The organism is Comamonas composti DSM 21721 (assembly GCF_000429845.1).
Classification (GTDB): domain Bacteria; phylum Pseudomonadota; class Gammaproteobacteria; order Burkholderiales; family Burkholderiaceae_C; genus Comamonas; species Comamonas composti.
Genome location: NZ_AUCQ01000013.1, coordinates 143,273 through 170,088 on the forward strand (window position 1 = coordinate 143,273; position 26,816 = coordinate 170,088).

The window sequence follows — 26,816 nt, forward strand, 5'->3', positions numbered from 1 at the left end:
AGCTATGAAAAGAAAAGCATCCGCAGGCCTGCTGGCACGCGATCTGGACTACAGGCCCCTGCTGCTCGTGCCCGTGCTGGCGCTGATCGCCCTGCCTCTGGTGGGCTCGGCCTCGACCTGGCTCACGCTCACGGTGGCCGGCCTGGCCATGGGCATGATCATCTTCATCATCGCCTCGGGGCTGACCCTGGTCTTCGGCCTCATGGACGTGCTCAACTTCGGCCATGGCGTGTTCATTGCCCTGGGCGCCTTCGTGGCCACCAGCGTGCTGGGCGGCATGGGCGACTGGACGGGCTCGGAGCAGCTGTGGCGCAATCTGCTGGCCGTGCTGCCGGCCATGATCGTGGCCATGCTGGTTGCGGGGGCCGTGGGCCTGGCCTTCGAGCGCTTCATCGTGCGCCCGGTCTATGGCCAGCATCTCAAGCAGATTCTGATCACCATGGGCGGCATGATCATCGGCGAGGAGCTGATCAAGCTGATCTGGGGGCCGCAGCAGATTCCACTGCCTCTGCCCGAAGGCATGAAGGGTGCCTGGTTGCTGGGCGAGGCGGCCGTGGAGAAATACCGCGTGGTCGCCGTGCTCGTGGGCCTGACCGTGTTCGCGGTCCTGGCCTGGACGCTGTCGCGCACCAAGATCGGCCTCTTGATCCGTGCAGGCGTGCAGGATAGGGAAATGGTCGAGTCCCTGGGCTACCGCATCAACCGCCTGTTCGTGGGCGTGTTCGTCGCGGGCTCGGCCCTCGCGGGCCTGGGCGGCGTGATGTGGGGGCTGTACCAGCAAAGCGTGGTGCCGCAGATGGGGGCCCAGGTGAATGTGCTGATCTTCATCGTCATCATCATCGGCGGCCTGGGCAGCACGGGCGGAGCGCTGATCGGTGCGCTGCTCGTGGGCCTGATGGCGAACTACACGGGCTTTCTCGTGCCCAAGGTGGCGCTGTTTTCCAACATCGCGCTCATGGTGGCCATTCTGCTGTGGCGGCCCCAGGGCGTGTATCCGATAACCAGCCGTTGAAGGGGAACGGAATGCTCCATCGTTTGCTCTCCGGCGATATGCCGCGCAGCCGCGTGCTGGCCTTGATGCTGGTGCTGATTTTCGCGGGTCTGGCGGTTGCGCCCTTTGTCTTTCCGGGCGTCAAGGCGCTCAATGTGGCGGCCAAGGTGCTGATCTTCGTGGTGCTGGTGGCCAGCTTCGATCTGCTGCTCGGCTACACGGGCATCGTGAGCTTTGCGCACACCATGTTCTTCGGCATAGGCGCCTATGGCGTGGCCATTGCCTCTTCCAAGATGGGCCCGGGCTGGGGTTCTCTGGCCCTGGGCCTGGGTGCGGCCCTGCTGCTGTCCCTGCTGTTGTCCCTGGCCGTGGGCCTGTTCTCGCTGCGCGTGCGCGCCATCTTCTTTGCGATGATCACGCTGGCCGTGGCGGCGGCGTTTCAGACGCTGGCCTCGCAGCTGTCGGACTGGACAGGCGGCGAGGACGGACTGACCTTCAAGCTGCCCGAAGTACTGTCTCCGAGCTTCGAGCCGTTCGAGAACGAGGTCCTGGGCCTGCTCATAGACGGCCGGATCGTGGGCTACTACCTGCTGTTCGTGCTGGCCATGGTGCTGGTGCTCATGCTGCTGCGCATCGTCAATTCGCCGTTCGGGCGCGTGCTGCAGGCGATACGCGAGAACGAGTTCCGTGCCGAGGCCATTGGCTACCGCGTCGTGGTCTACCGCGTGACCTCCAGCGTGCTATCGGCCCTGTTCGCCTGCGTGGCCGGCGCCATGCTCGCGCTCTGGCTGCGCTACAACGGGCCGGATACCTCGCTGTCCTTCGAGATCATGATGGACTGCCTGCTCATCGTCGTCATCGGCGGCATGGGCACGATCTACGGCAGCGTCATCGGCGCCGTGCTGTTCCTGGTGGCCCAGAGCTATCTGCAGGACCTGCTGCGCCTGGCCAGCGAGGCCAGCAGCCATCTGCCCTGGCTGGCGGCACTGCTGTCACCCGACCGCTGGCTGCTGTGGCTGGGCCTGTTGTTCGTGCTTTCGGTCTACTACTTTCCCACGGGCATTGTGGGAAGGCTGCGCGGCGCTCCCGGCGCCACGGGCAAGGCAGCCTGAGCTCACGTTGATTTTGCTTCTTTATTGATAGCTTCAAGCGCTTATCCAGTAAGCGCTTTAGGGCATTTCTTGATAAATACTATGTTCACAGACACTTCGCCTCTTGCAACCGTCCGGGCTCAGCCTCTTTCCTGTTATGCGCGCTGCGCGGGCTATGAGATCCACTTCATGGACTGGCAGCCAGCAGGCCAGGCGCGGGGCACGGTGATCGCCTGGCATGGGCTGGCGCGCACGGGCCGCGACATGGATGCGCTGGCCCAGGTGCTTGCAGACCAGGGCTGGCGAGTGATCTGCCCCGACACCCTGGGCCGTGGCCTGAGCCAGTGGAGCCGCCATCCGGATGAGGAATACCGCCTGCGCTTTTATGCGCGTCTGGCACGTGAGCTGTTCGATGTACTGGACCTGGAGCGCGTCCACTGGGTGGGCACGTCCATGGGCGGCGCCATCGGCACGGTCTGCGCATCGGGCCTGTTCGAGCCTTCGCTGCGCGCGCGCATCGCCACGCTCACGCTCAACGACAATGCGCCCGAGCTTGCAGCCCCGGCGCTGGCGCGCATCAAGGACTATGCGGGCCAGCCGCCGGTGTTTGCCTCCATGGCCGAGCTGGAGGATTTTTTCCGCAAGGCCTACCAGCCCTATGGCTGGCTCAGTGATGCCGAGTGGCGCAAGCTCACCGAGACCAGCATGCGCCGTCTGCCCGACGGCCGCGTGACCGTGCATTACGACCCGGCCATGATCGGCCAGTTCAGCGCGCCCGAGGATGACTATCTGATCTGGGCGCATTACGACGCGCTGCAGATTCCCGTGCTGCTGCTGCGCGGCGTCGAGTCCGACCTGGTGCTGTACGAAACCGCGCAGCAGATGCAAACGCGTGGCCCGGGCACCCAGGGCCTGCTGCACTGGCTGGAGGTGCCGGACTGCGGCCATGCGCCTGCGCTCAACGTGCCCGCGCACTGGGAGGCGGTGACCGAGCACCTGGCGCGCGGCACCGAGGAGATCGTAAACACGTTCTGAGCGCAGGCGCGTGGCAAGAGAAGTGCAGGGATAAACCGCCAGAGCTAGCATTCAAGTCTGTCTGCGGCCCGGTGGTGGGCCACCTCTTCTTGTGCTGGAGGTCCTCGCATGGACTGGTTGCTGGAGCTCATCCGCGAGTACGGCTTGGGCATTGTTTTTCTCAATGTGCTGATCGAGCAGCTGGGGGCGCCCATTCCTGCCTATCCGGTGCTGGTGGTCGCCGGGGCGCTGGAGGGCGCAAGCTGGCTGCGCAGCCTTTTGCTTCTAGGCCTTGGCGTGGGCGCGGCGCTGATGGCGGATCTGTTCTGGTACCAGGCGGGCAAGGTCTACGGCCACAAGGTACTGGGCCGCATCTGCCGCATCTCCCTGTCGCCGGATGCCTGCATACGCCAGACCGAATCGGTCTATGGCCGCTGGGGTGCGAAGTCGCTGCTGGTCGCGAAGTTCATCCCGGGCTTTGCCTCGATCGCAAGCGCCCTGGCTGGTGTCATGGGCACGTCGCGCAGCAGCTTTGCGCTCTACGACACGCTGGGCGCCTTGCTCTGGGTGGGCTCGGCGGTGTTTCTGGGCTCGCTGTTCAGCACCACGGTGGAGGATTTGCTGCAGGTGCTCTCGGCGCTCGGGTTCTGGGGGCTGGTGCTGCTCTCGGCAGGCTTTGCGCTGTTCATTGCGCGCAAATGGTGGCAGCGCCACCGCACCCTGCGCTCGCTGCGCATGCCGCGCATCTCGGTGAGCGAGCTTGCGGGGCTGCATGCCCAGGGCGTGCAGCCCAGCAATACCGCCAGGCGCATATTCCGGGTGCCCAGTCCTGGGTGCTGAGGCCCGAGGGCGATGAGCCCCATGCCCATTTGCTGCCCCAGAACACCCATGTGCATGGACTGGTGATCTATTGCGACTGTCCTGGCGAAATCTCCGCAGCCAGGCTGGCCAGGCAGTTGCAGCGCGCCGGCTTCGCCAATGTCAGGCCCTTGCAGGGTGGGCTCGATGCTTGGCGTGCCGCAGGCCTGGATGTGGCCCAGGCCGGGAGCCAGTCCCAGCAGGTGGAGCCACCTCCGGGAATGCTGATCTAGCGCCGTTATTTGCCGGCAGGCATGGAGCAATGTCCGCCCTGGGCCGCCTGGCCGGAGCCGGCCGCGATCAGCGGGGCTTCGTAGCGCAGGTCCACAGGGGGCGACTGCAGGTAGTCCCAGGCCAGAAAGCCTATCAGGCAAGCCCAGAACAGGGCGCGCAAGCCGTTTTGCTGTGTCATGTGGCCTCCTTCAAAAGCCGAAGCGGCGGCGAATGCGCAGCCCGAAGATGGTGCCCGCAAAGGCCAGCGGCACCCAGATCCAGCCGTGGATGGAGCCCGTGGAAATTCCCGAGAGCATCGCCCCTACGTTGCAGCCAAAGGCCAGGCGCGAGCTGTAGCCGAGCACCAGGCCGGCCGCCAGCGCGACCAGCCACTGAGCTCCGGTCAACGGCTTGGCGCTGGTGGGCCTGGAGGCCGAAACCCAGAGCGCGCCGCCCAGAATGCCGATGTTGGTGATGCTGGTCACATCCAGCAGCACGGTCTCCTGCAGCCTGGCGGCGTTGCCTGCCTGGCTCCAGAACCAGTTGCCCGACAAGTCCATGCCCGAGGCCTGGGCGATCTTTGCGGCCCACAGGCCGAAGCCATAGACCACGCCCCAGGGCTGGCCGGCGATCACCAGGTTGAGCGTGGCCAGCAGAGCCAGCAGCAGGGCGCCCAGCATCCACTTGCGCACCAGCAGGGGCTTGCCCGAGCCTTTGACATACCGGGCCAGGCCCAGTGCGATCAGGCCCAGCGCAAGCAGCGTGGCCGCAAGCGCCGGGGCCCAGCCCCAGGCCGTGACCAGGCCCAGGGGCGGCAAGGCGCCGAGCTCCAGCCACCAGCCCAGGTGCAGACTGCCCAGAAAGCTGCCCAGTGCAAACACCGGCAAGATGGCCGCATTCATGGGAATGCCCAGCCCCGCCTTGTAGAGCGTGCCGCTGCCGCAGCCGTCGGCAATCTGCATGCACAGGCCGAAGACGAAGGCGCCGACCAGCAGGCTGATGCTTGGCGGGCCGAGAGCTGCCGTGAGCTCGGGGAAAAAGCCCAGCAAGGGCATGGCCAGGGCCGCAGCCAGGGCCAGCAGCAGCAATTGGCCGAACACACCGCTGGCGTCCTTTTCCTCGACCAGCATGCGCCAGCCCGTGGTAAATCCAAAGCGCCGGCCTGCGAGCACGGCGCCCAGGCCCAGGCCCACGGCAAACAGGGCCGCCTGACGCACCGAGACGCTCCACAGCAGCCAGCCGAAGAAGACGGCCATCAAGACCGCAAGAGGAAGTCGCTTCATATTTCTTTTTTTGATGAAATCATGTGCCCGGGGCGAGCGCGCTGCGCTTGAAACTGGCGTGTCTCAAGGCCAGAGACAGCAGGCAAGGTCCGCTCAGGGGGTACGGATTTTTTTCCACCACTGCTGAGCGTCGTAGGCGAGGGACTGCGCCCGGCCGGGCTGATGGGCCATGGGCGGCGGCTCCTTGGACTGGGTCCAGTCCACCATGGAGCCTGCATACAGCTTCACGCCCGGCAGGCCGGCCATTTCGGAAAGGCCGAACCAGTCGGTCGCGGCCCAGTGGCCGGTGTTGCAGAACGCCACCATGTCCTGACCTTGCTCACGCCGTATCTTGGCGGCGATCTGCCTGGCCTGGTCTGCATCCACGAACAGCGTGCTGCCGGGCTGGAACCACTGGTTGAAGTCGAGCTGCTGGGCTCCGGGCAGGGTGCCCGAGAGCTTGGCCGCCGGCGCGCGCGTCCTGCCCTGGTAGAAGGCGTCGGGGCGTGAATCCACCAGGGCCGCATTGCTGAGCCTGACGTGGCGGCCCACATCCTCGCGCGTGGCCAGCAGGCTCATGTCCATCTGGGGCTGGTAGCTGCTGGGCGTCACGGATGCGGCCTCGCGGCTCAGCGGCAACTGCTGTGCGCTCCAGGCCTTGATGCCGCCGTTGAGGATGGACAGCTCCTGCAGTCCCAGCAGCTTGAGCGTCCAGTACACGCGTGCGGCGGCGCCGAAGTCCGTGGTGTCGGCCCCTGTGGAGACCACGACCGCATGGCTTGCCGGCGTCAGGCCCAGGGACTGGACCAGTGCCGTGAGTTCGCCCAGCTCGGGCAGTTCTCCGGGATTGCTCGCAGGTCCGCGCCATTTGCCATAAGGCGCGTTGAGCGAGCCCGGCACATGGCCTTCGGCAAAGGCCTGGGGCGGGCGTATGTCGATGATGCGCAGCACGGGCGCCTGCTGCCCGGCCCGGGCCAGCTCGGCGGCACTCAGCAGGGGCTGGGCCGCATGGGTCTGAAAAGCGAGCAGGCCGAGTGTGAACAGGCCCGCAGCGAATCGGCGAAGAGAAGGCACAGGAATCATGGCGTGCGTGCCGCGACCTCGGGGCTGGCGGGAGCCTGGGTCATCGGCATATCGCTAGGTACGAATGAACTGCCGATTGTGCGGCGAGTGTGACAAATTGCTAACTACGTTTTCGGCAGCAGCTTATTTCTCTAGGGCATGTAGAGGTCGGTGCCAGGATCTTGAGGCCGGCCCCGTCGCCAAAAGCCGCTTCAGCTGGGCGTCGATGAAGGCCGTATCCTCGGCATTGGCGCCGCCGCCTGCAAAGTGGCCCCAGACGCCGGGGATGGGCAGAAACTCTGCCAGGGGCATCTGGGCGGCTTCCCATTCGTTGTCCTGCGGCGGGAAGTACAGGTCCATGGCGCCGGGCATGACGATGGCCCTGGCCTGGATCGCGCCCAGGGCCTGCTTGAGATCGCCCTTGAAGACCGGGTTGTCGCTGATGTCGCCGTGCTGCCAGGTCCAGAGCATGGCCAGCAGGTTGTTCGCATCCTTGGGCAGGAAAAAGCCTTCCCAGAACGCGATCAGAAAATCTTCCAGCGAGCTGTAGCCCATGCCGCGCCAAAGCTCCTGGCGGTAGAAAGGCTGGGACAGGCCCCAGCCTGCATAGACCCGGCCTACGGCGCGCAGGCCTTTGGTGGGTGGGCTGTCGTACCAGCCCTGGTTCCAGTGCGCGTCGCCGGTCAGCGCCGCCTTCACGCCTTCGAGAAACACATGGTTGTGCGGCGCGGTCTTGGCCGAGCCGCAAAAGGGGGCGATGCGCTCCACCATGTCCGGATAGAGGCAGCCCCACTGGTAGGTCTGCTGTGCTCCCATGGACCAGCCGACGACCAGGGCCAGGCGCTCCAGGCCGAATCTTTCCGTGACCAGGCGGTGCTGCAGGCGCACGTTGTCATACAGCGTGACCTGGGGAAAGCGCGCACGGTCATAAGGCTCGGGCGTGTTGCTGGGCGAGGAGGACAGGCCATTGCCCAGCATGTTGGGGACGATGATGAAATATTTCCCGGGATCCAGGGCCATGCCCGGGCCTATGAGCCATTCGTTGTCCTGATGCTGACCCGAGTACCAGGTCGGGTAGACGATGGCATTGCTTCTGTCGGCATTCAGCCGGCCGTGGGTCTTGTAGGCCAGGCGCGCATTGCGCAGGGTGGCGCCGCGTTGAAGCTGTACGTTGCCCAGTTCGTGGATTTCATGGTCCATGCTAATCCTTGGGAAAGCGGTTGAAGATCGGGCTTGGCCGTGCACGAGCGCCGGCAAGTTCGGCACGAGTCTGACTGCAGCGAGGGCGCAGAAGGTGAATGAATGCAGAACCCAAAGGCCTTTGGGCAGAGGGGCCAAGGCGACTTTTTACGAAGTGTTTACCCGGAGCGCATGAATCTGTGGCTAGAGGGCGCAGCTGCATCCTGCGGTCCCAGGCGCCGGGCCCAGAAGGCCTGTTGCTGAGCCACCAGGCCGGCCTCCATTTCGACCACAGGGCCGATCAGCTCCACGGCCTTTTGGCCGTGCTCGAACACGTAATGCGATGAGACGCTCATCGTCGGGTTCTCGCCGTGGCTGCCCGTGCACTCCAGCAGGCGATGCTCGCTCATGCCGAATACGATGCGGCCTATGTTGGCCCAATAGACGGTGCCTGCACACATGCAGCAGGGCTCTACATTGGCGTAGAGTGTGCAGCCCCACAGGAACTGCGGCGTGTAGTTGCAGGCCGCCATGCGCGCCAGCGTCGATTCCGCGTGATTGACGGTGTCGATATTGCATTGCTCCATCAGCACAGTTTCTTGATCGGGGCCGACCAGCAGGGCCGCAAACGGGTGGCGCCCCATTTGCGTGGCTCGCTGGGCCGAGGCCTGTACGCTCAGCAGGTGGCGCCGGATCTGCGCAGGTGTAGGGGTCAGGCCCTGGACGGGAAAGGGTTTGGCTGCGTTCATGCAAGACTCCTCGGCAGGCGCGGTGTGCTCGCGCCGTGGCATCTACGATGCGGCGGTGCTCTGTTCGCTCCAGGGAAACAGGGCCTTGTGCAACTGCTGAACTGCTGCATAGAGCAGCAGGCTGCACAGCACCAGCAGGCCGAGTGCGGCAAACGCAATCGGCATCTTGAAGGACGAGGTCGCAAACAGGATCAGATAGCCGAGGCCCTGCTCTGCCGCGACGAACTCGGCCACCACTGCACCCACGATGGCCAGGGTCATGGACACCTGCAAGGCCGAGAACACATGGGGCAGGGCAAATGGCATGCGAATTTGCCAGTATTGGCGGCTGGAGCTGGCGCGCAGCGAGCGCGACAGCTCCAGCAACTCCTCGGGCACGTTGGACAGGCCCAGGGCCGTGGAGACCAGCAGTGGGAAAAAGGCGATCAGCGTGGTGATCAGGGCACGCGGCAGCAGGCCCGTGCCGAGACTGACCACGATGATCGGTGCCACGGCAACGATCGGGGTGGACTGGATGATCACCATCCAGGGCATGAGAATGCGCGACAGAAGCGATGAACGCGTGATGGCCATGGCCAGGGGAATGGCCAGTGCAATCGCCAGCGCATAGCCTGCCAGCGCCACCTGCAAGGTGGCTGCGATGTGCTCCAGCCAGTGCTGCAGACCCATTTCTACGCCGGCCAGCCAGACCGCGCTGGGTGCGGGGAGCATGTACTGAGGAATGGGAACAAGGCGGCATGCGCACTCCCACAGCAGCAGAGCGACAAGAAAAACCAGTGTGGATGCATGGCGTTGGAGCAGGGCAGGCATATGGACCTTCATGGGCTGAGGGCGAGACTCAAGCGTGGTTGCTGTGCGTGCTGAAGACCTTGAGGCGAATCTCGTAGGCCATGTGTGCGAACGCAGGGGCGGTCAACGTGGCCAGGCTGCGCGGGCGCGGCAGCGGCACGTCGATAATCGCGGCTACGCGGCCGGGGCGGGCGCTCATGAGCACGATGCGGTCGGACAGCAGCAGCGCTTCCTGGATCGAATGGGTCACGAAGACCATGGTCTTGGGCCGTTCATCCCAGATGCGCAGCAGCTCCAGACTCATTTCGTCGCGTGTGAGTGCATCCAGTGCGGAGAAAGGCTCGTCCATGAGCAGAATGTCGGGATCATGCAGCAGGGAGCGCGCAATCGAGACACGCTGCTGCATGCCGCCGGACAGCTCATGAGGGCGCTTGTGGGCGAAGTCCTTGAGGCCGGTCATGGCCAGTAGCTGCCGGGCACGGGCCTCTTCCCGCTTCTCCACATGGCCGTACTTGTGGCGCATCGCAAAGGTGATGTTGTCAAGCACATTGAGCCAGGGCAGCAGCGTGGGCTTTTGAAAGACCATGCCGATCTCGTCGCGTGGCTCCGTCACGGGCTGACCGAAGATCCTCACCTGCCCCTCCGTGGGCCGGATCAGGCCTGCAATCAGGCGCAGTATGGTCGACTTGCCGCAGCCCGAGGGGCCGAGCAGCGAGACGAACTCATGACGGCACAGATGCAGGCTTACCTCCTGCAGGGCGGTCACGGGGCAGCCGTCGCAGGAGGCAAAGGTCTGGGTGATGGCGTTCAGGTCGATGATGGGCAGCATGGCGGGCATGAGGAGACCAAAGAGTGCGCGTGTTGCAGCGGGCGCGGTCAGGCGGCGAATCACGGACCCAGGAAGCTGCGCTCGACCAGGGATTCTGGATTCAGTGCCTGGGGGCTGTAGTGCATGGACTGGGCCACCCAGCTCCAGGTGCTGGCCAGCAGTTCTGGATGGAACCGCCCCAGGCCGTGGCGGTGACTGATCTCGTTCTTGATCAGGGGGATCGAGGCCTCGAGCTCGGCCTGGGCCAGGGCGGCATCGGTCTCCGGCACCTGGGCCTTGAGTGCAGCCACAGCCTTATGCGGGTTCTGGATGGAGAACTGCACCGCTTTCGTCAGGGCGCGCACATAGCGTCTGAGCACCTCGGGCCTCTCTTTGATGATTCTGTCGCTAGCCATGGCGGACCAGCCGTAGCCGTTCAGGCCGAACTGGGTCCATGGCAGAACCGATAGCCTCTTGCCTGCCTGTGCGAGCACGATGCTGAATGCAGGGGCCAGGGTGGTCCAGTTGATGGTGGCATCCACGCGGCCGTGGGCCAGCATCGGGGCCAGCGCGCTGGGGTCGGTCTTGATGATTTTGATCTTGTCGGGCGTTATGCCGTTGTTCTGCAGCATGACGGGCCACAGGGCGTTGGATGAGGAAAAGGTGGGCATGGCCACGGTCTTGCCCTTGAGGTCCCTGAGGCTGGTGATGCGACTGTCGGTGCGGGTGAACAGGGCATCGGGCTGCTTGGCGTACAGCGACATCACGGCCTTGACGGGAACTCCGCCTTCGGCGGCTGCCATCATGAGTGCGGAGATGCCCGCAAAGCCCACGTCGGCAGAGCCCGTGGCGATCCGGCTTATGGCATCGGCCGAGCCTCGGCCCGGAACAATCCTGAGCTCCAGGCCCTCCGCCTGGAAGAAGCCCTGCTGGACTCCTGCATAGACAAAAGACTTGTCTCCGCCCGGAAGCCAGTCCAGCTGGACCGTAAGCCTGTCGGCTGCTTGGGCCGCGCTGAAGCACAGCCCAAGCAGGGTGCTGGCCAGCCAGAGCCTGGACTGGAGAGGGCGAATGTGGCGTAAGCAAGAGCGCATGAATCACTTCCGGGCAAGACGGTGGCGGGCCAGCGGTCGACTGGGAGAGTTGCTATATGCGGTTATGGAGTTGAGGCGAGGGTTCAGCATGCAACCGGTTTGAGGCTCCAATGCTTTCGGGCTTGCAAGAACGGTGCCATGGCAGCTTGCGCTGGACGCGAGGCTGTTTCGCATGGATCGGGTCTTCAGCCATAGGTGCGCTGGTAACAGGCCATCTGGTGCTGTTCCACCGTGAGGGCCGGATATCTGGGCTGTTCACCCTCGTTCAGGCAGGTGGGGAGGCACTCCACCCTGTGAAGGGGATTGCCTGTGAAGAAAAAGGGTATGGAGTGGCGCTCTGTTCCCGAGGTGTTGATCACGCGGTGCAGCGTGGAGACGTAGCGGTCATTTGTCCAGCGTGCAAACAGGTCGCCGATGTTCACGATCAGGGCCGAGGGCAGAGGTGGTGCATCCGTCCAGCTGCGGCTGCTCTTGTCCCAGACCTGCAGTCCGCCCGTCTGGTCCTGGAGTAGTAGGGTGAGCCCGCCGAAGTCCGTGTGCTCTCCGCAGCCTTTTTCGCCGGGCTGGGGATTGGCCGGCTGGGGCGGATAGTGCAGCAGGCGCAAGGTGGCGGTTGCGTCTTGCAGGTAGCCGTCGAAGTGGTTGGCAGGTAATTGCAGTGACAGCGCCAGGCCGCGCACAAGGCAGACCCCGAGTTCGTAAGCGGCCCGGTAGTAGTCCAGCATGGTGCGGCGAAACCCGCGCAGGCCTGAAGGCCATTGGTTGGGGCCGGTATTGAAGCGGCTGGCCTGCACGCGCGAATCGCTGGCCGCCAATTCGGCTCCTAGGTAAAAGCTTTCCTTGAGGTCGGGCGGAGCTCCGTGTTCCAGCGTCTGGGCGCGTAAAGGCTCATAGCCCCGGTTACAGCGCGAGAGTTTCTTGTCCACGGCGAGTTTGTCTGCCATGGGGAGCTTGAAGAAGCGTTGGCTGGCTATGAGCGCTTGCTCCATCAGAGCCGGGTCCATGCCATGTCCGGTGATATAGAAAAAACCGCGCTGCTCGCATGCCTTGCGCAGCTGTTCGGCCACTTGTATCTGGGCCAGCGCATCGGGGCTGCGCAAGCCGCCGATATCGATGATTGGCAGGGGCAAGATACCCATGGGCGAACTCCGTAATGCAGGATATGGAGACCAGTTTAGGAAATGAATGCCGGTGCGGATAGCACGGCTTTTGAAGCAGAGTGATCTGAAAATGAGAGCGCCTGCCTCGCATGCACCAAGGAGTGCATGGGTTTGGTGCATTGAGTCTTGGTGAGGCGCGCTGGCCTGGTGCACGCTGTTGTCCTGAAACAGAAGCTCGTTGAATCACCGTGAGGATGCCAGGCTGCAGCTAATCCAGGCGGCAGGCCTGCTCTTTGTGCAAGAGCGCGACCTCTTCTTTCTGGCGGCGGTCTATGGCTGCTGAGGCGATACGGTTGAAGGCGTCCAGAGCGGGGCAAAGAGAGCGTCCCGCACGGACATAGATGCCCAGCTCAGGGGCCAGCAGTGCCGGGGATTTCAGGGGAAGGTGGACGAGTCGGCGTTCGCGCAGCTCCCGGGCCAGCCCGAGCCGGGTCTGGAAAAACAGACCGGTGCCGCTCTCCACCATGGTCTTGGCAAGCTCGAGGGAAGAGGTCTCGAGCCAAACCTGCAAGGCACGCCTGTGGCGCATGATCAGGGGCTGCAGCAGCGCATGCATGGAAAGATGGGGGGTGGGCAGGATGAGCGGATAGGCTGCGCACTGGGCGAAGTTCACCCGCGCGAATTGGGCCAGAGGATGCAGGGGGGGCACGATGGCGCCCAGCGCGAAGCGGCCTGTGGCGTATGGGTGCAGGTGCTCGTGAGGCTGGATGGAGAAACCCATTGCCACATCAGCCTCACCCTGGATGACGGCCTGTGCTGCCTGCTGCGATCCGCAGGTGCGCACATGCACCTGGACGCCGGGGTGGAGCTCGTGCATCTGCGTCAGCACGGCGGGGATGAGGTCTGCATTCAGCCCCTCCACAGCGGCAACATGGACTGAGCCGCGGTGCACGCCGCGCAGCAGCTCCAGTTCGGCGCCCAGTCGGCACTCGTCCTGGAGCACGGTGATCACATGGCGCGCAAAGATCTCGCCTGCAGCCGTGAGCTTGAGGCCCGTGCTCAGGCGCTCGAACAGGGGGCTGCCGATCTGATCCTCCAGTTGCAGGAGTTGGCGGTTGATGGCCGAGGATGCGACATGCAGATGGCGTGCGGCCTCGCGAATGGAGCCGCAGCGGCGAATCATGTCGAAATAGCGAATGGCGCGGGCGTGGATATGCATGGCCGCGAGGAGAGCATATGCCGTGCCATGCATGCCCAGGTCTGTGCCTGCAGGCCGGGGCCGCGGCTCAGACCATGTTCAAAGTCTCAGCTCTGCTGCGCCGCAAGTGGGCTTTGAGCCCGCTCTCAGAACGTGTTTACGATCTCAGACAGGCCAGCCTTGCAGGTGCTGCAGGGTCAGGCGGCTCAGGGCCGCAATCCATGGCGCATCATCGTTCAGACATGCAATGTACTCAAAGCGCTGGCCGCCTGCGCCCATGAAGGCAGCGCGCACCTCCTGGTTGATCTCTTCCAGGGTTTCCAGGCAGTCGCTGCTAAAGCCCGGGCAGACCACATCCACGCTCTTGACGCCGCGCCTGGCCATGGCGATCAGCGAGGGCTCGGTATAGGGCTCAAGCCATTTGGCCTTCCCGAATCGGGACTGGAAGGTCAGCAGATATTGCTCGGATGCCAGCCCCAGGCGCTGGGCCAGCCGTTCGGAGGTCTGTCTGGCCTCGAAGTAATAGGGATCGCCCAGCGTGGCCGTGCGCTCGGGCACGCCGTGAAAGCTCATCACCAGTTGCTCGGCCCGGCCATGGCTGTGCCAGTGCGCCTCTATGCGTTGGGCCAGTGCCTCGATGTAGCCCGCATCGTCGTGGTAACGGTTCACGAAGCGCAGCTCGGGTACATGGCGCTGGGTGCGCGCCCAGGCATAGACCGCATCGAACACGCTGGCCGTGGTCGTGCCCGAGTACTGGGGGTACAGCGGCAAAATGAGAATGCGCGTTGCGCCTTCGGCCTTGAGGGCGTCGAGCTCGCTGGCGATTGAAGGGTTGCCATAGCGCATGGCATGGCGCACGAGTACGTCGTGTCCCGTCTTCATCAACTGGTCGCGCAGCAGCAGGGCCTGGCGTGCACTCCAGTGCAGCAGGGGCGAGCCCAGCTCTTTGTCCCAGATGGTGGCGTACTTGGCAGCCGACTTGGCCGGGCGTGTAGGCAGGATGATGCCGTTCAGGATCGGCCACCAGACGAGCCTGGGAATCTCGACCACGCGTGCATCACTGAGGAACTGGGCCAGATACCGGCGCACGGCCTGGGGGGTGGGCGCATCGGGTGTTCCCAGATTGCAAATCAGCACGGCCGTGCGCTGCGCCTGGCCTGGGGCAAGTGGGGGTTCGGAGGCGAACGGTGATTGCATGGGGGTGATTGTGGCAGTGAAATGATGCCCCCTTAGAACGTGTTCACGCGCTCTACGCAGACGCGTTGGAGCGCAATCGGGATGAGTTCGAGTCGATGGGCCGCAGCTTGCACTCCGCCTGGGGGCTGTGGGGCAGCCTTGGCGCAAAGGACGCCTCTGAACGGTTTTGTCCGCCATGGGCTCTAGATGCATGGCTGACGGAGACATGGTTTCGCTATGCTGGGGCCATGTACTACGAGACCTCCTCCCCATCTAGCGAGCAGGCCCTGAGCGGTCTGCGCGAGTTGCGCAAAAGCGGTGCCATTGCCGCCATCTCCATCGATCTGGACGATACCTTGTGGCCGGTCTGGCCAGCCATTGCCAGGGCCGAGCAAGTCTTGCTGGACTGGCTGGGACAGCATGCACCGGCCACGGCGGCGGCGCTGGGTGACAAGGCTGCGGTGCGCGCAGTGCGCGAGCAGGTCGAACGCGAACGCCCCGATCTGGCCCACGATTTGAGTGGATTGCGCCGTGAATCCATACGCTTCAGTTTGCTGCGCAGCGGCGATGATCCGGCGCTGGCCGAACCAGCATTCGATGTGTTCTTTGCCCAGCGTCAGCGTGTGGACCTGTTCGATGACGCCGTGCCGGCCCTGCGCTTTTTGGCAAGTCGCTGGCCGGTGGTGGCGTTGAGCAATGGCAACGCCAGCGTGCATGCCGTGGGCATTGGCGAGCATTTCCATGCTTCCTTGAGCGCATCGATGGCGGGCATGGCCAAGCCTGATGTGCGATTTTTCCAGGCCGCGGCGAAGGCTGCAGGCGTGGAGCCTGGGAAGGTGCTGCACATCGGCGATGACGCCCGGCTTGATGCGCTTGGCGCCATGGATGCGGGTATGCACGCAGTCTGGCTGAACCGTACGGGATTAGCATGGCCGCAAGAGGGGCGCCTGCCTCACTTCACGGTGGCCAGCCTTGAGCAGTTGTGCCGGGGGCTGGCTGATAGCTGAGTTCCTGTCTGTCAGTTCCTTCATGCCCACCAGTTCCTGCCCCAGCTTCCTACACCCTCCGCAACTTCCTGCCGTGCGCAGCATTGGCTGGAGGCATCCGCTCAACTGGCTGGCGCGCGGCTGGCGCGATCTTTGTCATGCTCCTGGGTTGAGTCTGGCCCATGGTCTGATCTTGACCTTGATCGGGCTTGCGATTTTGGCATTCGGGCACAATCGCTTCTGGTTGATGGCCGGGGCCTTGTCGGGCTTTCTCATCGTCGGCCCTGTGGTGGCGACCAGCCTGTATGCAGTCAGCCGTGCCCTGGAGCAGGGCCAGCCCGTGGATCTGTCACTGGTGCGGCGCACCTGGACCCGCTGGCAAAGCTGTCACGCAGGTGCGGGACGCAGGGGGTATTGGTGCCTGGTGCAGTTCGGCCTGCTGTTGTCGCTGGCAGCCACGGGCTGGGTGCTGGTTTCGGCTTCGCTCATCACCTTGCTGTCGCCGGTGCGCATCGCCACACCTGCAGATTTTCTGCAGCATGTGGTGCTCGCGCGTGATGGGCAGCTGTTTGTCTTGTGGATGGCGCTGGGCAGTTTTCTGGCTGCGCCTATTTTTGCGTCCAGCGTCGTGGCCATGCCGCTGTTGCTGGACAGGCGAGTGACGGTGCGCCAGGCCGTGCTGACCAGTTGGTCGGCCGTGCTGGTCAATCCCGGGCCTTTGGCCCTGTGGGCCGCGCTGATTGTGTTGTTGACCCTGCTGGGCCTGGGAAGCTGGCTGCTGGGGCTGGTGCTGGTCATGCCGCTTCTTGGGCATGCAAGCTGGCATGCCTACAGGGATCTTGTCGATGCCCGCGATTTTGAAGTGCGCGAGGTGCCGGCATGAACTAGCTTGAGGCTGCAGGGAGCTTGTAGGGCCGTGTTGTCGTGATATTTGGTTATACAGAAGAGCAGATTGCCGAGTTTTTCCTCACCTATGGCGTGGGGGCCTTCATCCTCTTCATGGTGTTCATCATCCTGCAGCTGGCACGCCAGTCCAAGGCCGGAAAGTTCGGCACCTTTGTGATCTTTCTGGGGCTGGGCGTGGGCTTTGTGGGCTATCTGGCGAAGATCGTGATCCAGTGGTGGATGGAAAAGTAGGCCAGGCAAGGCCCTGTCATAGGTCCTGCCGGTCCCCCGGAAAGAGGGGCCATCCTATGAGCCTGCCCTGTAGGCCTGTGCCACCTCACGCCCCAGCTCGATCACGGAGAGCGCATAAAACGCCGACCAGTTGTAGCGGGTGACCACATAGAAATTTTCCGTGCCGGCCACATACTGGGGCTGGCCATTCAAGCCATTGTCCAGGCGTATCAGGGCCAGAGGCCGATCGTAGTCGTGCGCGTCCAGCACACGCACGCCTTTCTCTCGCATTTGTTCGACGGTGAAGCTGGGCTGGATGTCGGGGGCCAGTAGTTCGGCGAGGTCGCTGCCCCTGGCCTGCATGTCCACGTCAAAGACCGTGGGCATGCCGCTGCGCCAGCCATGGGCCACGAAATAATTCGCCACTGAGCCTATGGCATCCACCGGGCTGTTGAACAGGTCGATCTGCCCGTCGCCATCGAAGTCCACGGCCCACCTGGCCCAACTGCTGGGCATGAACTGGCCCAGGCCCATGGCGCCTGCATAGCTGCCAAGATAACTCATGGGGCTTTTGCCCGAGTCATGGGTGAAGCGCAAAAACTGTTCGAGCTCGCCACGGAAAAATGCAGTGCGCGCCTGGGCGCGTGGGTGGGCCTGGGGGAAGTCCAGTGACAGCGTGGTCAGTGCATCCAGCACGCGGAAGCTGCCCATTTGCTGGCCGTAAATGGTTTCCACCCCGATGATGCCCACGATGATTTCGGCCGGTACGCCATAGACCTGCTCGGCGCGCGCAAGCGTGTCGGCATGGGCCTGCCAGAAGCGCACTCCGGCGCGTATGCGCACCGGATCAATGAAGCGGCTGCGATAAACCCCCCAATGCTTGATGGTGCCGCTGCCTGCGGGTGTCATCAAACGGGGGATGATGGGCACAAAGCGCGCCTGCGCGAGCGTAGCCTGCACCCACTCCAGCGGCAACTGACTGCTTCGGGCAATATCGGCGCCCAGCTCCAGGGCCTTGGCCTCGCCCGCATAAGAGCGGCTTGAGGGCTGGGTTGCGACCTTGGCCTTGACCGGCTTTTTGGGAGGCGTCGGACTGGCCTGCGCCGCCATGGGCCAAAGAGCCAGGCACAGCAGGGCGCTGCAAATCGAGGTAGCAGGATTCATGTTGTCGAGGCAATGGGTGGATCTGTCTGAGGCGGGAGCCGCACGGGCCAGCGCAGGGCGCGCCATTCGCGGCGCAGGCGGGCAAGGTCCTCCGGCTGGCTGGAAGGGGCGTAGCGCAGGCGTTCCATGCGCAAAAGCCAGTCCACTATGGCCTGGACCAGGACTGCATTCTGCGGGTCTGGGGCACTGTCGTGAGACCGGTCGCGGTAGTGCGCTTCAAACAGGGCCGCCAGGGCTCTTGGTGCCAGGCTCGGGCCGAGCGCCATACCGGATTGCGCAAGCCGTTTGCGTGCCTGATCCATGAGCCGGGTCCAGGCATCGCGTTTTTCACGCGTCTTTGCAAGCCAGCCCAGCCAGCCAAGTGCAGACAGTGCTGCGAGCAGTCCCAGCATGCGCAGCATGTCCAGCCAGGAGGGCGATTCCAGGCCCAGACTCGCCAGCAGGTCGAGCTGGCGGCTTTGCGTGTAGTTGAGCACCCACTGGTTCCAGTGGTTGTTCACGGCCTCCCAGTAAGTGCGCAGCTTTTCCAGAGTTCCTCGCGGGACAAAGTTGCCGACTGCTCCTGCAAGTGCTCCGCGCGGCACTGCAAGGCGCTGCAGCTGGCCCACGCGTGCGGGAGAGACTGCGCCCGTGGGATCTACACGCACCCAGCCCCGGTTTTCGAGCCAGACCTCGGCCCAGGCATGGGCGTCGCTGTTGCGTACGGTCCAGTAGCCATCCACGTAGTTGCGCTCGCCGCCCTGGTAGCCTGTGACGATGCGTGCAGGCACGCCCAGGGAGCGCATGAGCACGGCAAAGGCTGAGGCAATGTGTTCGCAAAAACCTTGCTTGCTGTCGAACCAGAAGTCGTCTGCAGTGTGCTCGCTGTCCACCACGCCGGGCTCCAGCGTATATGCATAGTCGCCGCTGCGCAGGCGTGTCAGGGCTGCATCCACCCAGGCCTGGGGCGAGGCCTGTGCCAGCTCCGGCTCGGCCTGCATCTGGCGTGCGAGCTCGCGTGTGCGCGGATTGCTGCCGGAAGGCAGTTCCAGATAGCGTCTGAGTTCTGGTGAAAAGCTTTGCGGGCCATAGCGAAAATCCACATGACTTTGGACTTCGATGCGCAAAAGATCGGTGATCGGGCGTGACGCCTGCCATTGCAACTGCTGCGTGACATGTGCACGGCCTCGCGACTCGGGCAACTCGGGCGCCTCGCTGGTGGCATCCAGCAGAGGCAGCCATGGACGCTTGCTGGGCTCCATGCTCATCTGGTAGCGAATCGGATCTCCAAGGGGCTCGATCCGGGCCCGGGTCAGCAACGCTTGGGGCTCGGCCCTCCATTCGCGACCATCGAACAGCGAGAGCACGGGACCACGAAAATACAGGCTGCTCGATGGTGGAGGTGCACCTTCGGGCGTGAGGAATAGCAGGCGCATGGCCACGCTTTCGTCCATGGCCAGCGAGGCAATCGAGCCGACCTGCATGCTCTGCGAAAGTCCCGTGCGCCCGGCCAGGTCGTCGGCTGGAACTCCCCAGAGCGGGGCCATGCGCGGAAACAGCACGAACAGCACCACCATGACGGGCGTACCCCACAGCGTGAGCTGGGTAGCCGTGCGCAAGGCCTGGGACAACGGAGGTCGGCCCGCCGTCATGTGTGCATTCACCAGGGCTGTGAGCAGACCTAGAAGGCCCAGCACCATGGCCAGAGCCATCAAGAGCGACTGCGAATAAAAGAAGTTGCTCAGCAGCGCGAAAAACCCGAGAAAGAAAACCACCATGGCATCGCGCCTGGCACGCAGCTCCAGGGTCTTGAGCGCAAGAAGTGCCACCATCAGGGTCACGCCCGCATCGCGCCCGACCAGGCTGCGGTGCGTGAGCCAGGTGGCGGTCACGGCCAGAGCCAGCAAGGCACCCAGTACCCAGCGCCCAGGCAAGGGCTTGCCATGCCAGGCCAGCAAGGCACGCCACAGCAGCAGACTGGCCGTGAGCAGTGTGCTCCACCATGGCTGCTGGCTGGCCTGAGGCATGAGTATCCAGGCGATGACGGCCAGCAGAAACAGGGTATCGCGCGCATCGCGCGGCAGCAGGGCCAGGCGTTCGGTGGATGGGAAAGGGCTGCTCATGGGCAGGCTGCCAAGGCTTGCAGGCAGCGCCTGGTGTGGGCCGGTCCATGGTCTGCAGCGATTTCCTGGCCATCGGGCAGGCGCATGCCCCAGACCAGACCTTGCTGCTCGGCGCTCAATACCCAGGCGCAAAGCCGGCTCAATCTGGCCTCGGGGTCGGCCAGGCCTGTGGCTGCGGCATCCAGCCAGAGCTGGTGGTGCAGGGCCTGGGGTCGATCGCGGCTGACCAGGGCACCGGTGCCCGTGGCAAAGGCCTGAGCGGCTTTTTTCCATACCACGAGCTTGAGCGGATCACCTCGCCTGTAGCTGCGCACGCCGTCGAATTCATCGCCATGGCGTGAGCCTGCAGAGCTTTTTCCTGCGCCATGCGGGCTGGCATCGGGCAGGGGCGGTGCATGCAACTCAGGTGTGGGGTAGATCCAGACCTCGCTGGCCGGGCGCCACAGCGCCCAGAGGCGAAAGCTGCCCAGAGGGTAGTGGCTGGCAATGGTGACTGTAGGCACAAAGCTCAGGCCGCGGCGCGCGGGTGTAAAGGCCAGCTCCACCGTGGTGCTGCCCTGGCCGGGAACATCGACCCAGGCCCAGTCTGCCGCGGTCTTTCCGGGCGCGTTGCCGCTCTGGTCCACGGCCAGGCCCAGGCCCCAGCGCATGGCCGTGCGCGTGTTGTGCAAAACGATTTCAAAGCGGCAGGGCTGGCCTGCAAACCCTTCTTCGGGCGGCTGCAGATGCAGCCTTGTTCCGCGCAGGTTGCCATGGCCTACGACCATGCCTGCGACGGCGCTGCCGGCGAGCAGAAAGCTCAGCAGATAGCCGAGGTTGAGTTGGTAGTTGATGGCTGCAATCAGCAGCACGCAAAGCGTGAGTGCCAGGGCCCAGCCTGCACGCGAAGGCAGGATGTAGATATTGGACTGGCCCAGTTGCAACTGGTCGGTGAGCGGCAGGCGTGCATGAAACCATTGACGCAGCCTTGAGCGCGGGCCTGGCTTTGTGGGCCGCGCAGCGGCGCGCCCATGTCCGGGCGCTGCCGCGGGCGGCAGGGAGGAGGAGCCGGGCTGCATCAGCGCACTGCCACGGAGTCCATCATCGCGCGTACCTGCTCGGCTGCGCCGCGCCCGGACTGGCCTGTGGGCACCAGCCTGTGGGCTGCCGTCTGCACGAGAATGGCCTGGACATCGTCGGGCGCAACGTAATCACGGCCTTGCATCAAGGCCACGGCCTTGGCTGCGCGCAACAGGGCAATGCCGGCGCGGGGTGAGAGCCCTTGCACAAACCACTGGCCTGAACGCGTGGCATCGAGGAGGTCCTGCAGGTAGTCGAGCAAGGCATCGCTGGCATGTACCTGCAGCACTGCCGACTGCAATTGGGCCAGTTCCTCGGAGGAGAGCATGGCCTCCAATGCATCGGCCTCGGCGCGGCGCCCGTTGCCGCTGAGCAGGCGGCGCTCGGCAGCGCGATCGGGGTAGCCCAGGTGGATGCGCATCAGAAAGCGGTCAAGCTGGCTTTCGGGCAGGGCAAACGTGCCCAGTTGTTCCTGGGGGTTTTGCGTGGCAATCACGAAGAACGGCTGGGGCAGGGCGTGTGTCCGGCCTTCGACCGAGACCTGACGCTCTTCCATGGCCTCCAGCAAGGCGCTCTGGGTCTTTGGGCTCGCGCGGTTGATTTCATCGGCCAGAAGAATCTGAGCAAAAACGGGGCCGGGATGAAAGACAAAGGACTCGCTGCCGCGCTCATAGACCGAGACGCCGGTCAGGTCGCTGGGCATGAGGTCGGATGTGAACTGGACGCGTGAAAACTGCAGTCCGAAACCATGGGCCAGGGCATGGGCCAGTGTGGTCTTGCCCACGCCTGGAACGTCCTCCAGCAACAGGTGTCCTCCTGCCAGCAGGCAGGCCACGCTATCGCGGACCTGTGCCGACTTCCCCACAATCACCGTGTTAAGCTGATTTAAAAGCGCATTGATTTTTTGCTGTGCGTGCATGGTGCGACGTTATCTCAAAAAACACCGAGGGGACATGACTGTGGGCAAAACGGGTTACTTCACCCATAAGGAGTGCTGGCGACATGAGATGGGGCCAGGGCACCCGGAGTGTCCAGCCAGACTGGATGCCATAGAGGACAGGTTGCTGGTCACTGGTGTGGCCGATGCGCTTGAACGTCATGAGGCGCCGCAAGCCTCACTCACCGACATAGAACTGGCGCATGACCGGATGCATGTGGCAGCACTGCAGGGGCTGACCCAGAGGCTGGTGGAAGAGCAGCAGGCCGGCGGGCCTGGCTACAGCCAGATCGATACCGATACCTCGATCAACGCACATACGTTTTCTGCGGCCCTGCATGCGGCGGGCGCAGCGCTGGCAGCGACCGATGCCGTCATGGCGGGCGAGCTGGAGAATGCGTTTTGCGCAGTGCGCCCGCCAGGGCATCACGCAACGCACACCCAGGCCATGGGGTTTTGCTTTTTCAACAACGTAGCCGTAGCCGTCAAGTACGCGCTCAGCCGTTATCACCTGAAGCGTGTGGCCGTCATCGACTTTGATGTACACCATGGAAACGGCACGGAGGACATCCTGGCTGGCGATCCCCGCGTGCTCATGTGCGGGATTTTTCAGCATCCCTTCTATCCGTTCTCGGGCGATAAAGATCCGGCGTCCAACATGCTCAATGTGCCTCTGCCTGCTTATACCAAGGGCATGGACATACGCGAGATCATCGAGATGATGTGGATTCCGAGGCTGGAGGAGTTCAAGCCCGAGCTGATCTTCATCAGCGCCGGCTTCGATGCCCACGTCGAGGATGACATGGGGCAACTGGGCATGAACGAGCATGACTTCGCCTGGATCACACTGCGTGTCAAGGATATTGCACGGCGCTTCTCCAAGGGGCGTATCGTTTCCTGCCTCGAAGGCGGTTATGTCATGGGGCCGCTGGCGCGCAGCGTGGAGGCTCATGTGCGCGTTCTGGCGGATCTTTGAAGTATTTCCTGAGAACGTGTTTACGATCTCTACGCTGCCGCGTTGGAGCGCAATCGGGATGAGTTCAAAGCGATGGGGCGCAGCTTGCACCGGGGGGCAAGCAAGCCACAGCGCGAAGAAATCGCCCGATTTCGCTCCAACCCTTGGGGCCAGTGGCTTTGCGGGCGGTCTGCAGCGTTGCGAATCCTCGCAATAGCACGGCTATTGCTGCGGTATCGCGCCTTGCATCCCATCCCGCACAGACACTGGCGCGGCATCGAGGAGATCGTAAACACGTTCTGAGATCGTGAACACGCTCTGAGACGGGGCGGCTCTTGCCCTCTGTCCCTGGGCTTGGGTCGCGCCGATGCTTATGTACTGGGCCATGAATGGCTGAAATTCCCGTGTGTTTTGAGTGTGGCCTGGGTTCGATGGGCACGTGTCAGGAGTGATGGTGATGAATGCAAAAGCCGGGGCCGCGAATGCCGGTTTGGTGAAGATGGAGCGCGACGCGCGTGGAGTGGTGCGCATCAGAATGAATGACCCACAGCGCTTCAACGCCCTGGGCGAGCAGATGCTGGATGAGCTGCAACAGGCGCTCAACCAGGTGGCTGCAGATGAAACGGCCCGTGCCGTGGTACTGGAGGCCGAAGGCAAGGCTTTTTGCGCAGGCCACAACCTCAAGGAAATGGCTGCCCGGACAGAGCTGGCCTATTACCAGCAACTGTTTGCCAAGTGCAGCCGCGTCATGCTGACCATACACAAGCTGCCTGTGCCGGTGATTGCGCGTGTGCAAGGCATTGCCACGGCGGCGGGCTGCCAGCTTGTGGCTCAGTGCGATCTGGCCGTGGCCGGCAAGCTGGCGCGCTTTGCGACCAGTGGCATTCATTACGGTCTGTTCTGTGCTACGCCCAGCGTGCCTCTGGTGCGCAACATGCCCATCAAGCAGGCCATGGAAATGCTGCTGACCGGCGATTTCATCGATGCGGATCAGGCCCTGGCCCAAGGTCTGGTCAATCGTGTGGTGGCCGATTCCGAGATCGATGCCGCCGTGGAGCAGCTGCTGCAGGCCATCGTCAGCAAGCCACGCACCGCCCTGGCCATGGGCAAGGCGCTGGTCTACAGCCAACGCGAAATGGGCATCGAGGCAGCCTACCAGCTGGCAGGTCAGACCATGGCTGCAAACATGATGGACGAGCATGCGCAGGAGGGCGCCCAGGCCTTTGCCCAAAAGCGTATCCCCTCCTGGAAGGTGGGGCACTGACCCATTTGACATGGCCTCCTCCATGGCTTCAACGAAGATCGGGTCCTCTTGGCTTTGCGATGACTGGTCATGGATATTTTCGACAAGCTGATCAACGACTTCCACGACTCCAGCGCCTGGCTGGAGTTCTCGGTGCTGCTGGGGAGTTTGTTGCTCGCCTATCTGCTCACCCAGTACGCCCGCCGCCATGCGGAGCCTGGTAACGGCCGGCGCTCGGTCTGGATAGGCAGCAATGCGCTTGATGGCGCCTTGCTGCCTTTGCTGGCGTTGATCTTTGTCTGTGTGGCGCAGGAAGTCGTGGCCAGCCGCATGCCGGTGTTCTGGCTCAGGGTCGCCATGTCTTTGCTGGCTTCGCTGGCTCTGATCCGGTTTGTGGCAAGGGTGCTCAGCAAGGTCTTTCCCAACTCCGCCATGGTGCGCTTCATCGAGCGTATTTTTTCCTGGCTGGTCTGGGGCGTGGCTGTGCTTCACAGCCTGCGCATACTGCCCGAAGTCCTGGAAGTGCTGGAGTCGGTTCAGTTCACCCTGGGCAAGCAGCCCATCAACCTGCTGTATCTGATCGAGGGCACGCTGGCCATCGGATTGATGATGGTGGCCGTGTTGTGGCTGTCCACGCTGATCGAGCAAAAAGTCATCAACCCCTGGGTCAGCGACTTGTCCATGCGCCGCGTAGCCATGAATCTGGCTCGCAGCGTACTCATCACGATAGGCCTGTTGGTGGGCCTGTCCACCATAGGCGTCGATCTGACGGCCTTGTCGGTGATGGGAGGAGCCCTGGGCGTAGGCCTGGGGTTCGGCATGCAGAAGATCGCCTCGAACTATGTGAGCGGTTTTCTGGTGCTCATAGAGCGGGCACTGCGCATAGGCGACAACGTGCGCGTGGATGGATTCGAAGGGCGCATCACCGACATCAAGACGCGCTTTACCGTGATCAAAGCTGCAAATGGTCGTGAATCAATTGTCCCCAACGAGACGCTGATCACGCAGCGTGTGGAGAACCTGACCCAGGCCGACAGGCAACTGGCACTGAGCACGACGATTGTGGTCGGCATGGACAGCGATGCCGAGCAGGTGAAGAGCATTTTGCTGTCCGCTGCTGCTGCCCAGCCGCGCGTACTCACGACGCCCGCGCCTTTCGTGACCCTGGTGGACTTCGTGGAGCAGGGCCTGCAGTTCATGCTGAGCTACTACATCAGTGATCCACGCAACGGACTCGCGAATGTGCGCTCCGAAGTGAACCTGGCCGTGCTCAAGGGCTTGCGTGATGCAGGAGTTGCCTTGCCGGGTTCGACGCGGCTGGTGCGGATCGCTCCAGAAAAGGAGTAATTTCCTGGGGTTTACCCTTTGATTTCCTGCCTGCCTCTGGGGATTCCCCGAGGTTCGTGCATAAAATGGCACGATCGTTCTTTTTTTGTGTTCGTTGGCGCCCTTTGTTGGTTGACGGGGATTCTCGTGAAAGCTCTTGCGGTGCCGCATAAAATGATTTTGGTTTACGTAAACGTCAATTAACTAATCAACAAGGAGCCGCAGTAATGAAGGTTTTGGTCCCTGTCAAGCGCGTGGTGGACTACAACGTGAAAGTCCGCGTGAAGTCGGACGGTACGGGTGTGGACATCGCCAACGTCAAGATGAGCATGAACCCCTTTGACGAGATCGCCGTCGAAGAGGCCGTGCGTCTCAAGGAAAAAGGCCAGGCCACCGAAGTCATCGCCGTGTCCTGCGGCGTGGCCCAGTGCCAGGAGACGCTGCGCACGGCCATGGCCATTGGTGCGGATCGCGCCATCCTGGTCGAGACCGATGCCGAGCTGCAGCCGCTGGCCGTGGCCAAGCTGCTCAAGGCCCTGGTGGACAAGGAGCAGCCGGGCCTGGTGATCCTGGGCAAGCAGGCCATCGACGACGATGCCAACCAGACCGGCCAGATGCTGGCGGCGCTGGCCGATCTGCCGCAGGCGACGTTTGCGAGCAAGGTCGAGCTGGCGGGCGACAAGGTGAACGTGACGCGTGAAGTCGACGGCGGCCTGGAGACGCTGGCCCTGTCCACGCCTGCGGTGATCACCACCGACCTGCGCCTGAACGAGCCGCGCTATGTGACGCTGCCCAACATCATGAAGGCCAAGAAAAAGCCTTTGGAGACCATCAAGCCCGAGGATCTGGGAGTGGACGTGGCTGCGCGCCTGAAGACCCTGAAGGTGGTCGAGCCCGCCAAGCGCGGCGCCGGTGTCAAGGTGCCGGACGTGGCAACCCTGGTGGGCAAGCTCAGGAATGAAGCGAAGGTGATCTAAGCCCCTGAGGGGGACGACAGCCCCGCTGCGGGGCGGCCCTTGCTTGCTGCCCCTGAGCTGGAGTGCGCCGGCCTCATGCGCGGTGCCCTGGCTTGGCTTCCAAGACTTTGCAAGAACATAAAGAATTTAGAGGTTGAATATGACTTCTCTCGTTATCGCAGAACACGACAACGCTTCCATCAAGAGCGCAACCCTGAACACCGTGACCGCTGCTGCCGCCTGCGGCGGTGATGTGCATGTGCTGGTGGCTGGCGAGAACGCCGGCGCAGCGGCGCAGGCTGCGGCGCAGGTCGCGGGTGTGGGCAAGGTCATCCATGCGGATGGCGCTTCGCTCAAGGACGGCCTGGCCGAGAACCTGGCCGCGCAG

Annotated in this window: 25 protein-coding genes and 2 pseudogenes; 12 read left to right on the forward strand and 15 right to left on the reverse strand. The window is 63.5% G+C overall.

Features of this window, described 5'->3' with window-relative positions; translation table 11 throughout:
• Window positions 1–4: 4 nt before the first annotated feature.
• The 4 genes and pseudogenes from G486_RS0109675 to G486_RS21915 all read left to right on the forward strand — a co-directional run bounded on the left by G486_RS0109675 (window position 5) and on the right by G486_RS21915 (window position 4,187).
• Window positions 5–1,012 (forward strand): branched-chain amino acid ABC transporter permease, encoded by a 1,008-nt coding sequence (locus G486_RS0109675; protein ID WP_051303356.1) that lies wholly within the window; start codon window positions 5–7, stop codon window positions 1,010–1,012.
• 11 nt (window positions 1,013–1,023) lie between these two features.
• Window positions 1,024–2,103, forward strand: coding sequence for a branched-chain amino acid ABC transporter permease (locus G486_RS0109680; RefSeq protein ID WP_027015370.1), 1,080 nt, complete (start codon window positions 1,024–1,026; stop codon window positions 2,101–2,103).
• Between the two features lie 81 nt (window positions 2,104–2,184).
• Window positions 2,185–3,117, forward strand: coding sequence for an alpha/beta fold hydrolase (locus tag G486_RS0109685; RefSeq protein WP_027015371.1), 933 nt, complete (start codon window positions 2,185–2,187; stop codon window positions 3,115–3,117).
• A gap of 108 nt (window positions 3,118–3,225) precedes the next feature.
• A pseudogene (locus G486_RS21915) lies at window positions 3,226–4,187 on the forward strand (VTT domain-containing protein).
• 5 nt (window positions 4,188–4,192) lie between these two features.
• Here G486_RS21915 and G486_RS24295 read toward each other — a convergent pair.
• From G486_RS24295 to hemH, 11 genes are all read right to left on the reverse strand, one after another.
• Window positions 4,193–4,366, reverse strand: a complete 174-nt coding sequence (locus tag G486_RS24295) for a hypothetical protein (protein ID WP_169728586.1) — start codon at window positions 4,364–4,366, stop codon at window positions 4,193–4,195.
• A gap of 10 nt (window positions 4,367–4,376) precedes the next feature.
• Window positions 4,377–5,450, reverse strand: coding sequence for a YeeE/YedE thiosulfate transporter family protein (locus tag G486_RS0109700; protein WP_027015372.1), 1,074 nt, complete (start codon window positions 5,448–5,450; stop codon window positions 4,377–4,379).
• 93 nt (window positions 5,451–5,543) lie between these two features.
• Window positions 5,544–6,473, reverse strand: coding sequence for a sulfurtransferase (locus tag G486_RS0109705; RefSeq protein WP_342667340.1), 930 nt, complete (start codon window positions 6,471–6,473; stop codon window positions 5,544–5,546).
• A 162-nt stretch (window positions 6,474–6,635) separates the two neighbouring features.
• Window positions 6,636–7,691, reverse strand: coding sequence for an alpha/beta fold hydrolase (locus tag G486_RS21920; RefSeq protein WP_051303358.1), 1,056 nt, complete (start codon window positions 7,689–7,691; stop codon window positions 6,636–6,638).
• 158 nt (window positions 7,692–7,849) lie between these two features.
• Window positions 7,850–8,419 carry a nucleoside deaminase gene (locus tag G486_RS21925; protein ID WP_051303364.1) on the reverse strand — a complete coding sequence of 190 codons (570 nt, stop codon included), beginning with the start codon at window positions 8,417–8,419 and terminating at the stop codon, window positions 7,850–7,852.
• Between the two features lie 42 nt (window positions 8,420–8,461).
• The gene (locus tag G486_RS0109720) at window positions 8,462–9,229 is read right to left on the reverse strand and encodes an ABC transporter permease (protein WP_027015374.1); all 768 of its coding nucleotides are present in this window, start codon (window positions 9,227–9,229) and stop codon (window positions 8,462–8,464) included.
• A gap of 28 nt (window positions 9,230–9,257) precedes the next feature.
• Window positions 9,258–10,037 (reverse strand): ABC transporter ATP-binding protein, encoded by a 780-nt coding sequence (locus G486_RS0109725; RefSeq protein ID WP_027015375.1) that lies wholly within the window; start codon window positions 10,035–10,037, stop codon window positions 9,258–9,260.
• Between the two features lie 59 nt (window positions 10,038–10,096).
• Window positions 10,097–11,110 (reverse strand): ABC transporter substrate-binding protein, encoded by a 1,014-nt coding sequence (locus G486_RS0109730; RefSeq protein ID WP_034387134.1) that lies wholly within the window; start codon window positions 11,108–11,110, stop codon window positions 10,097–10,099.
• 185 nt (window positions 11,111–11,295) lie between these two features.
• A complete protein-coding gene (locus G486_RS0109735; protein ID WP_027015377.1) occupies window positions 11,296–12,249 on the reverse strand; it encodes an isopenicillin N synthase family dioxygenase in 954 nt (317 codons plus the stop codon).
• 229 nt (window positions 12,250–12,478) lie between these two features.
• Window positions 12,479–13,429 carry a LysR family transcriptional regulator gene (locus G486_RS0109740; protein WP_027015378.1) on the reverse strand — a complete coding sequence of 317 codons (951 nt, stop codon included), beginning with the start codon at window positions 13,427–13,429 and terminating at the stop codon, window positions 12,479–12,481.
• A 144-nt stretch (window positions 13,430–13,573) separates the two neighbouring features.
• Complete coding sequence (gene hemH, locus G486_RS21930; RefSeq protein WP_084455154.1) at window positions 13,574–14,605, reverse strand: ferrochelatase; 1,032 nt, start codon at window positions 14,603–14,605, stop codon at window positions 13,574–13,576.
• 227 nt (window positions 14,606–14,832) lie between these two features.
• Between hemH and G486_RS0109750 the strand changes: the two genes are divergently transcribed.
• From G486_RS0109750 to G486_RS0109760, 3 genes are read left to right on the forward strand one after another with little or no spacing between them, the layout of a single operon-like run.
• Window positions 14,833–15,591 (forward strand): HAD family hydrolase, encoded by a 759-nt coding sequence (locus tag G486_RS0109750; RefSeq protein WP_027015379.1) that lies wholly within the window; start codon window positions 14,833–14,835, stop codon window positions 15,589–15,591.
• A 22-nt stretch (window positions 15,592–15,613) separates the two neighbouring features.
• Window positions 15,614–16,453 carry a DUF2189 domain-containing protein gene (locus tag G486_RS0109755; protein WP_027015380.1) on the forward strand — a complete coding sequence of 280 codons (840 nt, stop codon included), beginning with the start codon at window positions 15,614–15,616 and terminating at the stop codon, window positions 16,451–16,453.
• Between the two features lie 41 nt (window positions 16,454–16,494).
• Window positions 16,495–16,707, forward strand: coding sequence for a DUF2788 domain-containing protein (locus tag G486_RS0109760; RefSeq protein ID WP_027015381.1), 213 nt, complete (start codon window positions 16,495–16,497; stop codon window positions 16,705–16,707).
• Window positions 16,708–16,761: 54 nt separating this feature from the next.
• On the opposite strand, the gene mltB is transcribed toward G486_RS0109760, so the two are convergent.
• Genes mltB through G486_RS21940 form a run of 4 tightly spaced genes read right to left on the reverse strand, consistent with a single transcriptional unit; the run spans window position 16,762 to window position 21,930 of the window.
• Entirely contained in the window at window positions 16,762–17,850 is a 1,089-nt protein-coding gene (gene mltB, locus G486_RS0109765; RefSeq protein WP_027015382.1) for a lytic murein transglycosylase B, read from the reverse strand.
• Window positions 17,847–19,952 (reverse strand): transglutaminase family protein, encoded by a 2,106-nt coding sequence (locus G486_RS21935; protein ID WP_051303360.1) that lies wholly within the window; start codon window positions 19,950–19,952, stop codon window positions 17,847–17,849. The genes mltB and G486_RS21935 overlap by 4 nt, the downstream gene beginning before the upstream one ends.
• Window positions 19,949–21,010, reverse strand: a complete 1,062-nt coding sequence (locus G486_RS0109775; RefSeq protein WP_027015383.1) for a DUF58 domain-containing protein — start codon at window positions 21,008–21,010, stop codon at window positions 19,949–19,951. The genes G486_RS21935 and G486_RS0109775 overlap by 4 nt, the downstream gene beginning before the upstream one ends.
• Window positions 21,010–21,930 (reverse strand): AAA family ATPase, encoded by a 921-nt coding sequence (locus tag G486_RS21940; protein WP_034387138.1) that lies wholly within the window; start codon window positions 21,928–21,930, stop codon window positions 21,010–21,012. Before G486_RS21940 ends, G486_RS0109775 begins: the two co-directional genes overlap by 1 nt.
• A 34-nt stretch (window positions 21,931–21,964) precedes the next feature.
• Between G486_RS21940 and G486_RS0109790 the strand changes: the two genes are divergently transcribed.
• The 5 genes and pseudogenes from G486_RS0109790 to G486_RS0109815 all read left to right on the forward strand — a co-directional run.
• Complete coding sequence (locus G486_RS0109790; protein ID WP_034387141.1) at window positions 21,965–22,924, forward strand: histone deacetylase family protein; 960 nt, start codon at window positions 21,965–21,967, stop codon at window positions 22,922–22,924.
• Window positions 22,925–23,360: 436 nt separating this feature from the next.
• The gene (locus G486_RS0109800; RefSeq protein WP_027015386.1) at window positions 23,361–24,167 is read left to right on the forward strand and encodes an enoyl-CoA hydratase; all 807 of its coding nucleotides are present in this window, start codon (window positions 23,361–23,363) and stop codon (window positions 24,165–24,167) included.
• Window positions 24,168–24,236: 69 nt separating this feature from the next.
• Window positions 24,237–25,493, forward strand: a complete 1,257-nt coding sequence (locus tag G486_RS0109805; protein WP_027015387.1) for a mechanosensitive ion channel family protein — start codon at window positions 24,237–24,239, stop codon at window positions 25,491–25,493.
• Window positions 25,494–25,699: 206 nt separating this feature from the next.
• On the forward strand, window positions 25,700–26,449 hold the full coding sequence (locus tag G486_RS0109810; RefSeq protein WP_027015388.1) for an electron transfer flavoprotein subunit beta/FixA family protein: 750 nt from the start codon (window positions 25,700–25,702) through the stop codon (window positions 26,447–26,449).
• Window positions 26,450–26,588: 139 nt separating this feature from the next.
• A pseudogene (locus G486_RS0109815) lies at window positions 26,589–26,816 on the forward strand (electron transfer flavoprotein subunit alpha/FixB family protein); the annotation flags it as partial.